The sequence below is a fragment of the Collinsella sp. SGI.184 genome (assembly GCF_050313415.1).
GTDB lineage: Bacteria > Actinomycetota > Coriobacteriia > Coriobacteriales > Coriobacteriaceae > Collinsella.
Map to the genome: position 1 here is coordinate 1 of NZ_JBNPLJ010000030.1, position 12,926 is coordinate 12,926.

A 12,926-nucleotide genomic window follows, 5' to 3' on the forward strand; every position below is an offset into this window, starting at 1 on the left:
GTCTCACATAGTAGCTGTGTTTTATAACCCTCGTTTGTCGCATCTTCTTTGAACGGGCTACAATATCGTAGTCTGTGTAGCATGGAGGTGAACATGGCTGAAGCTGGTATCGGCGTTGATATCGTCGAGATTTCCCGAATGAAATCAATCCTTGAGAAGACGCCCTCGTTTGCCCGGCGCGTGTTTACCGATGAAGAGCGTGCGTATTGCGATGCGTCGTCTCGCCCTGCCGCTCATTATGCCAGCCGCTTTGCCTCTCGCGAAGCGGTACTTAAGGCACTTGGAACGGGGTTTAGTCAGGGCATTGGACGTAAGGACGTTTCCGTAACACGCGATAGGCTCGGCAAGCCAAAGGCTCTGCTTTCTGGTCGCGCTCTCGAAATCGCCCAGGATTTGGGTGTTGTCGAGGTTGCTCTTTCTATTACCCTTACGGGTGACTTGGCTGTCGCTAATGCCATTGCGATCACCGAGGATGCTCGACCTAAGCCTAAGGAAGAAAAAATGAGCACCAAGGAGCGCGTTGCCCAGACATTTAAAGAGGCTCGTTCTGTATTGGATGAGCTTGAACAGCTGCAACAATCTGCTTTGTCGGAGCATTTGATCGATGATCCGCAAGATACGCAAGGAGCATAGATGAAACCGGTTTTGAGTACCGAGGAAGTCGTTCGCCTCGAGGATATCATCGAGCGCGAGGGCACCTCGAAGGCCGAGCTCATGGAGTTGGCAGGTGAATTTGCCGCCAACGAAATTTTAAAGCTCAACCCTGATCGCGTTCTTGTGCTGGTCGGCTTTGGCAATAACGGCGGTGATGGTTGGGTCGCTGCGGATATCCTGACCCATAAGGGCGTTGATGTTGATATCGTTTCTCCAGTTGAGCCGGATGAGATTCCTGCTGCCCTTGCTCGTCACGTTGCCCGTCGCACCGCCGGTCGCGACGTTCATGTGTGCGTTGGGCCTTCGCGAGACGAGCTAGAGGTTCTCATTAACAAAGCGGATGTCGTGGTCGATGCTATTTTTGGTACCGGTTTTCACGGCAGCCTTCGTGCGCCGTTTTCTATTTGGATTCCTACGGTTAACGAGTGCGCCGATCACGTTGTTTCTATCGATGTTCCCTCGGGCCTGAATGCCGAGACGGGCGTTGTGGATGATGACTGCATCCGTGCCGAGCGTACCGTGACGATGATTGCCCCTAAGATCGGCCTCTACAGCGCTGACGGTCCGGAGTATGCTGGCGACCTGGTGTGTGGCGGTCTGTACGACCGCCTCGACGAAGTCATCGATGATGTCGATCATGCTGCCGAGATCGTTGAGCCCGGTGATCTGGTGGACTACTTTGCCCCGCTGCCCACGAATATCGATAAGTATTCGCGCGGCTCTGCGCTCATCGTTGCCGGGTCGGCACAATATCCTGGTGCCGCCATCATGGCCGCAAAGTCTGCCGCTCGTGCTGGTGCCGGTTATGTGGCCGTTGCGACGCCCGATGCGTGCGCCAACCTTATTCGTATGGCGCTCCCGTCGATTCCCGTTTTCGCCATTCCGTCTGATTCCCGTGGATCTTTTGGTGCCGCTGCGCGTATGACAGTGTGCGAGATTGCTAAGAAGTACAGCTGCGTTGTGTGTGGGCCTGGCATGACGACGTCTGCCGGATCGATGCAAGTCGTTTCGGGCCTGCTTGAGCTCGATGTGCCGCTTATCCTAGATGCAGATGCGCTCAACTGCCTTGCCAAGATTGCAATCGACGGCATCGACAGTAATCCCGAGATGTACCGTCGCGAGCAGCCGCTCGTTATGACGCCGCATTATCGCGAGCTTTCGCGTCTCGTTGCCGGCGACGAGGTCAATGATCTTGGCACTGCTATTGCCGCTGCTCAAAAGATTGTCTGGGCTGCCGGTTCCGATAATCTCGTTGTTATCGCTAAGGGCCCGACGACGGCCATTTGCGGCGTCGAGCGCGTGCTGCTGCCGCTTTCGGGCCCAGCGTCGTTGGCGACCGCTGGCTCGGGTGATGTCCTCGCAGGTATCCTTGCAGGAACGCTTGCGACCATGCGTGACGAGATGGACCGTTGGGAGCTGCTGTACTCGTATGCCGTCGCACTCCACAGCTATGCCGGCTTTGCTGCGGCGACGGAGTATGGCGAGAAGAGCGTTATCGCGACCGATCTTATCGACTTGATCGGTCCCGCCATGGAATTGGCGGCAAAGGATGCGCTCGATGATCTGGGAATCATGGACGAAGGGTCGGATGACTAATCATGAATAAAGCCGATTTGACGCGTTGGTCCTGGGTCGAGATCGACCGCGGGGCGCTCCGCCGCAATACGAGGGCCTATAAGAACTTGCTAGATCCGCGTCAGCGCCTGTGCTGCGTGGTTAAAGCCGATGCTTATGGTCATGGAGCCGTCGAGTGCGCCAAGATCATGTATTCGGCCGGTGCCGACATGTTTGCCGTGGCGACGGTCAGCGAGGGTATTGAGTTGCGCCAGGGCGGAATCACCAAACCCATCCTGATTCTAAGCGAGCCTCCCATCGAGGCTATTCCTTCATTGCTCGAGTTCGATATCATGCCCTCGGTCTATACGTCCGATTTTGCTCTTGCGTATGGTGAATGTGCCGTCGCGGCGGGCAAGGTGGGCAAGTATCATCTTGCCATCGAGACGGGTATGAACCGCATCGGCGTTCACTACACGCAGGTGCTCGACTTTGTCCGCGGTATTAATTTCCATCGTGGTATTCAGTGCGACGGCGTATTTACGCACTTTGCCACGGCCGACGAACCATCGGGTTGGGACTACAAGCTGCAGTGCCAGCGCTTTACCGAGGCCGTTCAGGCCATTAAGGATGCGGGTTTTGAGTGCGGCATCGTGCACTGTGCCAACACGCCGTCCTCGATGCTCGACCCCTCGATGCATTTTGATATGATTCGCGCTGGCGTTGGCTTGTATGGCATGCAGCCGTGCGAGCTGAGCGGCCGCGTGATGCAGCTTGATCCCGTTATGAGCGTTCATGCGCGCGTGACGCGCGTGGCGCATCCTGCGATGGGCGAGGGCGTAGGCTACGGTTTTACCTACCGCGTACCGCGCACACGCGTTCAGATCTGCACGCTGCCGATCGGATATGCCGACGGCCTTTCGCGCACGCTTTCCAATCGTATGGACGTGCTGTATCGCGGTGAGCGCGTGCGTCAGGTCGGAAATATCTGCATGGATCAGTTTATGGTTGCCATTCAGTCCAACCCGGCTCACGAGATTCCCGAGGCCGAACATGGCGACGAGATGATAATTATCGGTCGCGATGGCGATGCCGAGATTACCATGGATGAGATGGCGCGCCTGCGCGGCACGATTAACTACGAGGTCGCCTGCGGCTTTGGCATGCGTCTCGACAAGGTCTACGTGTAGGGGCCGCTATGGGCGTTATGCACATCCCCGGCCATAGCCATCAGGCGCCGCGCGAAGTTGCACTCGAGGAGATCGAGGCCGTCCTGGGTGATTGCCGCCTTTGCCAGCTTTACCAGTCGCGCCACAATATCGTGTTTGGGGTGGGAAACCCCCGCGCTCGCGTGATGTTTATCGGTGAAGCGCCGGGCCGTAACGAGGATTTACAGGGCGAGCCCTTTGTGGGGGCGGCGGGTGAAGACCTCAACGGCATTCTGTCCCTGGCGGGCCTTAAGCGTGAAGATGTCTATATCGCCAATGTGCTTAAATGTCGCCCGCCGGGAAACCGCAATCCGCGTCCCGAGGAAGTGCTTGCTTGCTCACCGTTTTTGCGCGAGCAGATTCGAAGCATCTGGCCCGATATCATCGTGACGCTCGGCAATCCCGCAACGCACTTTGTGCTCAAGACCGAGATTGGCATTACCAAGCTGCGCGGCAGGTTCCATCAGATGGGGCACTTTGTGGTGATGCCGACGTTTCATCCCGCGGCGGCGCTGCGCAATCCGGCGTGGCAGGAGTTGCTGGAGGAAGACTTTAAGATGCTGGGCGACTATCTGGTGCGACATCCCGCGTCAGAGGGCGCCTCGGAATAATAAGGAGCGTATATGTCCCTGGAGCGCCTGGGGCTAGGTACCTACAAAACGGCTCGTACTGCCGATACGGAGCAATTTGGCGAGTTGGTTGCACCGTGTCTAGAAAATGGCGATGTGCTGATACTGACCGGCGGCTTGGGCGTGGGAAAGACCCACTTTACCAAGGGCGTCTCGCGCGGCTTGGGCGACGGGCATATGGTCACGAGTCCTACGTTCGCGCTCATGGCCGTTCACGACCAGGGGCGTATTCCGCTGTTCCATTTTGATCTGTACCGCTTGGAGCATGCCTACGAGCTCGAGGATACGGGCATTTTTGACGTGCTCGGCTATGAGGGCGCTTGCCTGTTGGAATGGGGCGAGCAGTTTCAGGACGAGCTGACGGATGAGTATCTCTCGGTGACGCTTAGGCGCGATGAGGACGATAGCGACGTGCGAACGATCGCGCTCGAGGCGCACGGCGAGCGCGCGACGGAGCTTTTCGATTTGATTGATAAGGCTGTACAAGATGAGCTTGCATAACGACAACGCGCTGGTAGTGGCGCTCGATACTTCGACCGACATGCTTGCCTGCGCGGCAAGCTGGATTGATGAGCAGACGGGCGAGGCGAAGCTGGTGAGCGGGGACCATCTGTGTCGTCGCCATGCCAACGTGGAACTTGTGAATACCGTCGATGGCGTGTTGGCGCAGGCCGGGCTGAATCGCGGCGATGTCGGCTGTTATGTGGTTGGACGCGGCCCGGGTTCGTTTACGGGCGTTCGCATTGGCATCTCGACCGCCAAGGGTCTGGCGCGCGGTGCCAACGTGCCGCTGCTGGGCGTGTCGACACTTGACGCTTGCGCCTGGACGGCGTGGAAGGCTGGCGTGCGCGGCAAGCTTGGTGTTCTTGCCGACGCCATGCGTGGCGAGGTGTATCCGGCTCTGTACGTGCTGGGGGACGAAGGTCCCGAGCGTCTGTTTGAGCGCGAACACGTGGTCAAAGCCGCCGTGGCGCTTGATGAGTGGCGCCAGGCCGCGGACTGGAGCCAGGTTAAGCTGACTGGTGACGGTCTCGTACGTTATGGCAAGCTGCTGAGTGAGGACGAGACTGCGCGCTGCGTGGAGCGAGACCTGTGGTGGCCCTCGGGCGAGGGCCTTCTGATGGCGCACGCCGCGGGCGACGGTAATCCGGCTCGCGTTTTGCCGATCTACACGCGTCTTTCGGATGCCGAGGAAAATGAGCGTAAGCGCCTTGGGCTTGCCGAGAGCGCCCAGAGCGAGATTACGGGTGTTGCCGACGAGCTCGCCGGCCGCCATCTGCAGTTCCGTCCCATGGGCGCGGCGGATGCCGAGGGCGCGAGCGCATTGGAGGCCGCCTGCTTTGAAGGCGCCGGACACGAGGCGTGGACGCCGGGCATGTTCCTGTCCGAGCTGGGCGAGGGCGTTGCCGCGCCGCGTAGCTGGTGGGTGGCGCACGACGACGGTCAGCTGCTGGGACTTGCCGGCGGCATGGTCGTCGACGGTGACGTTCAGATTATGGACGTCGCGGTTGATCCTGCTCATCGTCGCGCGGGCATTGCCCGCAAGCTGCTGTCGCACGTGAGCTATGACGCCCAGATGCTCGGCTGCACCACTGCTTCGCTTGAGGTTGAGGACGGCAACGAGGGCGCGATTGCGCTCTATAGCGCCTTGGGCTTTACCGAGGCGGGTCGTCGCCGTGGCTACTACGGCGTCGGCAAGGATGCCATCGTCATGACGGCGTCGCTGCCCCTGGTGCTTCCTCTCGACAATGCCTCGCCCGAGCCAACGGCTGCCGAGCAGCGCGTCTGGCCGCTGCCTGAGCCCGAGCGCACCGCCGAGGAGCGTGCCGAAATCGAGCGCCGTCGCCTAGTTCTTGCCATCGAGAGCTCTTGCGACGAGACGGCTGTTGCGATTATCGATGCGGACGGCAATATGCTGGCCAACCAGGTGTCGACGCAGATTGATTTTCATGCTCGCTTTGGCGGCGTGGTGCCCGAGATCGCCTCGCGCAAGCATGTCGAGGTGATTGTGAGTGTCGTAGATGCGGCGCTTGAAGATGCCGCGGTATCGCTTGGCCTTGAGGGTGGAGCGATTGCGCCAAGTGAGCTTGCCGCCGTGGGTGTGACGCAAGGCCCGGGCCTGGTGGGTGCCCTGGTGGTGGGCGTCGCCTTTGCCAAGGGCTTTGCGTATGCTGCCGGTAAACCGCTCGTGTGCGTCAATCATCTGGAGGGTCACCTGTTCGCCAACCTGCTGGCGCAGCCCGACCTTAAGCCGCCGTTTATCTTTACGCTTGTCTCGGGTGGGCACACCATGCTCGTGCACGTAAAGGCGTGGGGCGACTACGAGGTGCTTGGCGAGACGCTGGACGACGCCGTGGGCGAAGCCTTTGACAAGGTTGCCAAGGCGTTGGGCCTGGGCTATCCCGGCGGTCCCATCATCTCCAAGCTCGCCGAGACGGGCAATCCCCGCGCGATCGATTTTCCCCGTGCGCTTAACAGCAGGGGAGACTATCGATTCTCGCTTTCGGGCCTCAAGACGGCGGTGACGCTCTATATTGAGCAGGAGACCAAGGCTGGGCGCACGATTCACCTGCCCGACCTTGCGGCCTCGTTTGAGGCGGCGGTCTTTGACGTGCAGTACAAGAAGGCCAAGAACGCCCTGCACGCCACCGGGTGCAAGGAGTATTGCATCGGCGGCGGCGTCTCGGCCAACCCGCATCTGCGCGAGATGATGATTAAGAAACTCGGGCGTCAGGGGATTCGCGTAACGGTGCCGCCTCTCTCGGCCTGTACTGACAACGCCGCTATGATTGCGGAGGTCGCTCGCCGCAAATTCGACCGAGGTGAAATCTCGCCGTTCGACGTCGACGCCGATCCAAACATGACGCTGTAGTCGTATGGGTGCGGTCCCCGACCGGAGGGGCCGGATATAAGGTTTCCTGCTCTACAGTCCTGCGCAAGACGAAGGCCACATTAAGTGGCCTTCTTTGCGTGCGGAACTCGCGATAAACCTTATATCCGGCCCCTCCGGTCGGGGACCTTTCTGTATCGATGCAGCTACTGAGCTGGATCGGCGTCGACAACGTCCGGCAAGGTTAGCCAGCCTGCGTCGAATTTACGGCGTGCTTTAGCTGAAAGAAACCTACCTGATAATCGACTCAATATCTCGGCTTTTATATAGCAGTCGGCGGACTTCCATGACGTCGTCGATGACGACATAAAAAACCATGTAGTTGCCAACGTAGAAGCGGTAATACGGGTGCAACCGTCTTCTTGTCGAAGGGTATGTTGGTGACATGGTTGGATTCTTGAGATGCTCGAGTATGCCTGCTTCAACATTGTCGACAAGCCTATTTGCTGCAGCGGGGTTATTGAGATCAAAGGCGATATATGACGCTGCTTGGCTGAGGTCCTCCCAAAATAGGGGAAGATAGCGGAGCTTATAGTGCCTGTTCATCGAGACCGCCGTCGAGCATTTTTCTGACAGAGCCAAAGACATCGTCGTGTGTATAGCGAAGTTGCATGCTGGCAGCCTGACGATCAGCGGCATCAAGTGCGCTCTCGATTGTATTGCTCAGTGACTTGTACTGCTCAAAGCTCATGACGACCATAGAGCCCCGCCCGTTTTTAGTTAGAAAAACCGGACCCTCCTGTTCGACTTCGCGTTCAACATCCGGGTAGTGATTTCTAAGATCTGAGACTGGCCTAATATTCACAGCTACCTCCTGAGCTATCAGGATATTATCGTAATTATGATAACAGAGTTGAGATTTGGGATGGGAACTCCTCGGGGGCGGGGCGGGCGCCTGCCGCCATATATGAACTTTATCGCGAGTTCCGCACGAACAGGAGGCCACTTAATGTGGCCTCCGTCGTGAGCAGGACTGCCCGAGCAGGAAAGTTCATATATGGCGGCAGGCGCCCGCCCCGCCCCCGAGGAGCATCTCTCAAGCAAAAACTGTCGTTCGGTAAAGTCCGAGGTCAGTGACGTTTTATACCGAGAAATTCAAATAAAGTTGAAAATCCATTACATATTTGCGTTGACTTTAGGCAACTAAAGTTTCATACTCCTTTTCATCCACTGGGGGATGTGAACACGCACGGATCGTTCGCATCATGATTGAAGAGGATTTCTTAGACATGTTCACGCATCAGCTAAACATTATCAGCGTAGTAATTATCTGATGCGGGTTAGCACATACAGCTAGCCCGTACGATAACGGGCGGCTGATGAAGATGAGGGCCGTCGAGCGCAACCGACGGCCCTCATTTTTTATGTCTAGGAAGTTCTTTTTAGAGGAGGAAATGTAATGAACGGAGTTTTGCTTATGGTTGTGGCCGCGGCGGTGCTCGCCTGCGGCTATCTGGGCTACGGCCGCTGGCTGGCTAACAAGTGGGGCGTTGATAAAGAGGCTCTCACGCCTGCCAAGCGCATGAAGGACGGCAAGAGCTTCTCGCCCGTCTCCGCCTTCACCGCGTTCTCGCATCAGTTCAGCTCGATCTGCGGTGCTGGCCCTGTTACGGGTACGATCGTCGCCATGGCCTTCGGCTGGCTGCCCGTCGTGCTCTGGGTCCTCGTCGGCGGCATCTTCTTTGGCGCCGTTCACGACTTTGGCGCCCTGTACGCTTCGATGAAGAACAACGGCAAGTCCTTGGCTCAGCTCATCGAGAAGTACATCGGCAAGACCGGCCGTCGCCTGTTCCTGCTGTTCTGCTGGCTGTTCTGCATCATCGTCATCGCCGCTTTTACCGACATGGTCTGCAAGACGTTCATGTTCACCCCGGTCGTTGACGCCTCTGGCGCTGCCACCGGTGCCATCGACTTCACCAAGTCCTATGCCGCTGGCTGCGCTGGTACCATCTCCATCCTGTTCACCTTCGTCGCCATGGCCTTTGGTTGGGCTCAGAAGAAGTTCAACCTCACCGGCGCTGCCGAGTTCGTCACCGGCGTGGTGCTCATGGTCCTCATGTTCGCCGTCGGTATGCAGTTCCCGGTTTACCTGGACAAGTTCCAGTGGTTCGCCGTCGTCATGGTCTACCTGGTCTTTGCCGGTGCCATGCCCATCCAGATGCTCAAGACCCCTCGCGACTACCTCACTTCCATCATGATGATCGTCATGATTGTCTGCGCTGTCCTCGGCATCGTCGTCCTGGGCGTTAACGGCCAGGCCACCATCACCGCTCCGGTTTTCACCGGCTTTAGCAATGCCTCGGGCATGATGTTCCCGGTCCTGTTTGTCTCCGTTGCCTGCGGCGCTCTCTCCGGTTTCCACAGCCTCGTTTCTTCGGGCACCTCTTCCAAGCAGGTCGAGAAGGAGCAGGACGCCGTCAAGGTCGGTTTTGGCGCCATGATCGTCGAGTCCTTCGTCGGCATCCTCGCCATCATCGTCGCCGGCATCATGTTCTCCGACATGAACACTGCCGGTACCGGCGCCCTCAACGCCGGCGTCGCTTCCACCCCGTTCCAGATCTTCGCTGCTGGCATTTCTCGCGGTATGCAGGCCTTCAGCGTTGACGGCACGCTCGCTACCGTCTTTATGACCATGAACGTCTCCGCTCTGGCCCTGACCTCGCTCGACGCCGTCGCCCGCATCGCCCGCACCTCGTTCTCCGAGTTCTTTGCCCAGACCAACGACGCCCTGGCCATCGAGTCCAAGGCCGGTTACATGAAGGTCCTCGGCAACCCCTGGTTCGCCACGGTTGTCACCCTGCTCCCCGGCCTCGCCCTCGCCTTTGGCGGCTATGCCAACATCTGGCCGCTTTTTGGTGCTTCCAACCAGCTGCTCGGCGGTATGACCATGATCACCCTTGCCGTGTTCTGCAAGTGCACCGGTCGCAAGGGCTGGATGCTCTACGTGCCCGTCGCCTTCCTGCTCTGCTGCACCTTTACCTCGCTGGTCCAGAGCGCCATGGGCTGCATGACCGCCGTCCAGGCCTACGGCTTCTTCGGTACCATCCCGGCTACCGCCACCACGGCCGCCGTCTCCGTCGCCGCCACCAAGGGTCTGCAGCTCGTCTTCGCCGTCCTGCTGATGGTCCTGGGCCTCATCGTTGCCGTCAACTGCCTCAAGGAGTTCTTCGGCAAGGAGGCCGGTTCCATGCCCGACGAGGAGCCCGAGTGGTCCGAGATGGGCAAGGCCGAGTATGGTCGCACTGCTGCTGCCGAGGCTCCCGCAGGCGCCGAGGCCGCCAAGGCCTAATTGACCTAAGGGATTGAACGTCACATCTATATGACTCGGAAAGGCCGGGTCCGCAACTGCGCGGGCTCGGCCTTTTTCCATGCAAAAGCTAGTGTGCCCGGGTGTTCTCGCAGATATTTTGCGTGGATAGGGGCGTGCGTTGTACCATGTAGACATATATGTGTGCATATGAAAGGGGCCCCGTGGCCAAGACGGTATATTCCGATAACCAAAACAACGTCGATGCCCTGGCTGAGCGTCTGAGCAGCCAGACGTCGCTTTCTGCCGAGCGTGCCAAGCTGGTTGCCTACGACCTGCTCTGCCGCAAGGCGCTCAAGATCAAGTCGAGCGCGCTGGCACAGATTTTCCGTTCCGTCGATAAGGAATGTGACACCAAGGCGATGCGCGATGAGCTTATCGCGGCAAAGATCGTTACCAAGATCGAGGGCAGCGGCGTTAACGGGCGCCCAGCGTTCTATACCATTAATGCCGAGATTCGCGATGTCCAGGAGCAGCCTGCCGAGGCTGCCGAAGAGGCCGTCGAGGACGTTGTCGAGGCACCTGTTGCGGTGGAAACGGCTCCGCGCGAGAACGTCGACACCGATGAGCTGCTTGACGAGAGCGTCGTTCGCGCCTTTACGGCCAAGGCGGGCCGCGGCGGTTTTGGCGGGGGCGGTAAACGCGATGCGCAGCGCCGTGCCCAGCAGGAGCGCTTCCGTCGCGCCGTGGCTCAAAAGGATGCGACGGATGTCGAGCCCGTCGAGGATGAGGCTGTTACCGAGCCGCAGTGCGCCGCTGAGGTCCAGGAGCCCAAGCGTCGCCGCGGTGCTCACTTTAAGGCTGCGCAGCAGGATGTCGCGCATGAGGCTGAAGAGCCTTCCGAGGTTGCAGACGATGTTGAGGAGTCTGCCAAGAGGGCTCCGGGTTCGTGTCGTCCCGGCCGCGGTTTTGCGGGGCTCGTGTATCCCGTAAAGCGTCAGGAGAAGGGCGAGCAGGCTTCGACCGCTCAGACCGAGAAGACCGAACAAACCGAGAAAACCGTTGAGCCGGCGGCTCGCGAGCAGCAGCCTTCCGAGTCGCAGTCTGCGGCCGACGCCGAGGTCAAAGTTCAACAGTCCGCTGATAAGCAGGCGGGGGAGAGCGCTTCGAGCAAGCCTCGCCGTCGTCGTCACCGTGGCGGCCGTGGCTCAAATGCCGAATCCGTGGCCGAGCAGGCAGCGGGGCAAAACAAGGATGCGAAGGCTGAGATCCCGGCGGAGCAGCCCAAGCGCCAGCCAGTAAAGGGGGGCAAGCCTGAGCGTTCGCAAAAGGGCTCGTCCGCGCCAAAGCAAGAGCGCAATACTCGGACAGATTCCAAGTGCAAATCCCAGACGCAGCCCAAACCGACTGCAAACGATGCGACCGCCCAGCAGCCTGAGCCGCCCGCTCATGGCGAGGTTTCGGCGTTTGCTCTGGCCCGTGTCCTGGGCAGTCAGCTGCTCAAGGTCGTTCCCACGCCTGCTGCACTCTCCAAGATTAAGGAGCAACAGACTCAAATCGTTAAGGTTGAGGGCAAGGACGGCAAAAAGGTTTCGCAGCGCACTCAGCACAACGAGATGTCCAACCGCAAGATTGCCGAGGAGATTGCGACCATCCAGGCTTGGATTGAGCAGAATCGCGGCGCCGACACGCCGGTCGCCTCGCGTCGCCAGCGCGCCTACCAGATTTTTAACGATGAGAAGGCCTTTGACGGCAAGCACGGCGAGCGCCTGATGAGGCGTATGACCGAAAAGGGTATCAGCATGCAGGCGATTAAGGTCGCCCCCAACCGCCCCGTGCACTTTACGGGCTTCTTTACGCTGGGCGCCGACAAGCCGTTCATTATGGTCGAGAACCTAGACACCTATGACGAGATCGTCAAGCTCCTGCGCGGCCGCAAGCACGCTAAGCTCTTTGGCACCAAGGTGGGTGGCGTGATCTTTGGCGGTGGCTGCAAGGCGAGCGTCTCGCACGCACTGGATGATTATCTGGCCGAGATCGGCTATCGCTTTAACTATGTCTACTACGTGGGCGATATCGACCGAGAGGGTGCGCGCATCGTCGAGCAGGCCCGCAATGCCAATGTGGTTGAGATTCGCTTGCATGCCGGCATGTATCGTGCCATGCTCGCCGAGCACAAGCGTCGCGTGAAAGCTGGCGGCGAGTGCGAGCCTGCGGCTGCCAATCAGGGTGTGCCGCAGAATTTGGCGGCGACGATCAAGGATCTGCCTATGGTCACGCGCGTGCAGTTCCGCAATGTGCTGCGCGAGGGCGGTCGCATTCCGCAGGAGATTCTGATGACCGCCGACTATCGGGATGGCGACTCGGGAAGCTTCGACCGCATGCTGAACAATTAGGGACGCGTGGCCCCGGCGGGCCGGGCATTAAGTTTGCTGCTCTACAGTCCTGCGCAAGACGAAGGTCACATTAAGTGGCCTTCTTTGCGTGCGGAACTCGCGACAAACTTAATGCCCGGCCCGCCGGGGCCACGCGCCATTTTGTAGATGACGGCTCGCTTTTCGGAACGGGGCTGATATTTTCTAGATGTAAGGCGCTCTTGGTCCTTTCGGGCTTGGGGCGTCTGTCTTTTGAGGGTGGATGAGCCGGCACTTGGTGGCGTTCCTTTAGTGCCGGCACTTTGGGAACGTCCCCAAGTGCCGGTTGAGATACGGAGAGCCCGTTGTTGATATGGGACGGAGGGATTC

10 protein-coding genes are annotated in these 12,926 nt (G+C 59.1%); 8 read left to right on the forward strand and 2 right to left on the reverse strand.

All coding sequences use genetic code 11. The features are described 5' to 3' along the window. Positions 1–93 precede the first annotated feature (93 nt). The 6 genes from acpS to tsaD are packed head-to-tail and all read left to right on the forward strand — an operon-like array spanning position 94 to position 6,917. Complete coding sequence (gene acpS / locus ACQRAJ_RS08535) at positions 94–633, forward strand: holo-ACP synthase (RefSeq protein ID WP_427748358.1); 540 nt, start codon at positions 94–96, stop codon at positions 631–633. Further along, entirely contained in the window at positions 634–2,250 is a 1,617-nt protein-coding gene (locus tag ACQRAJ_RS08540) for an NAD(P)H-hydrate dehydratase (RefSeq protein ID WP_427748359.1), read from the forward strand. A gap of 2 nt (positions 2,251–2,252) precedes the next feature. Next, positions 2,253–3,398 (forward strand): alanine racemase, encoded by a 1,146-nt coding sequence (gene alr / locus ACQRAJ_RS08545; RefSeq protein WP_154515162.1) that lies wholly within the window; start codon positions 2,253–2,255, stop codon positions 3,396–3,398. A gap of 8 nt (positions 3,399–3,406) precedes the next feature. Next, on the forward strand, positions 3,407–4,027 hold the full coding sequence (locus ACQRAJ_RS08550) for a uracil-DNA glycosylase (RefSeq protein ID WP_427748360.1): 621 nt from the start codon (positions 3,407–3,409) through the stop codon (positions 4,025–4,027). A 12-nt stretch (positions 4,028–4,039) separates the two neighbouring features. Then, positions 4,040–4,546 carry a tRNA (adenosine(37)-N6)-threonylcarbamoyltransferase complex ATPase subunit type 1 TsaE gene (gene tsaE, locus ACQRAJ_RS08555; RefSeq protein ID WP_427748361.1) on the forward strand — a complete coding sequence of 169 codons (507 nt, stop codon included), beginning with the start codon at positions 4,040–4,042 and terminating at the stop codon, positions 4,544–4,546. Next, positions 4,533–6,917: a tRNA (adenosine(37)-N6)-threonylcarbamoyltransferase complex transferase subunit TsaD gene (gene tsaD, locus ACQRAJ_RS08560; RefSeq protein WP_427748362.1), complete on the forward strand. Its 2,385-nt coding sequence runs from the start codon at positions 4,533–4,535 to the stop codon at positions 6,915–6,917. The genes tsaE and tsaD overlap by 14 nt, the downstream gene beginning before the upstream one ends. Positions 6,918–7,166: 249 nt before the next feature. Here the strand turns inward: tsaD and ACQRAJ_RS08565 are convergent, their stop codons facing one another. Both ACQRAJ_RS08565 and ACQRAJ_RS08570 read right to left on the reverse strand, forming a co-directional pair. Continuing rightward, positions 7,167–7,574, reverse strand: coding sequence for a type II toxin-antitoxin system RelE/ParE family toxin (locus ACQRAJ_RS08565; RefSeq protein ID WP_370513640.1), 408 nt, complete (start codon positions 7,572–7,574; stop codon positions 7,167–7,169). Further along, entirely contained in the window at positions 7,465–7,881 is a 417-nt protein-coding gene (locus ACQRAJ_RS08570; RefSeq protein WP_427748363.1) for a type II toxin-antitoxin system Phd/YefM family antitoxin, read from the reverse strand. Before ACQRAJ_RS08570 ends, ACQRAJ_RS08565 begins: the two co-directional genes overlap by 110 nt. A 453-nt stretch (positions 7,882–8,334) precedes the next feature. Here ACQRAJ_RS08570 and ACQRAJ_RS08575 point away from each other — a divergent pair, with 453 nt between their 5' ends. Beyond that, positions 8,335–10,224: a carbon starvation CstA family protein gene (locus tag ACQRAJ_RS08575; RefSeq protein ID WP_427748364.1), complete on the forward strand. Its 1,890-nt coding sequence runs from the start codon at positions 8,335–8,337 to the stop codon at positions 10,222–10,224. A 182-nt stretch (positions 10,225–10,406) separates the two neighbouring features. After that, positions 10,407–12,578: a hypothetical protein gene (locus ACQRAJ_RS08580; RefSeq protein ID WP_427748365.1), complete on the forward strand. Its 2,172-nt coding sequence runs from the start codon at positions 10,407–10,409 to the stop codon at positions 12,576–12,578. Positions 12,579–12,926 lie beyond the last annotated feature (348 nt).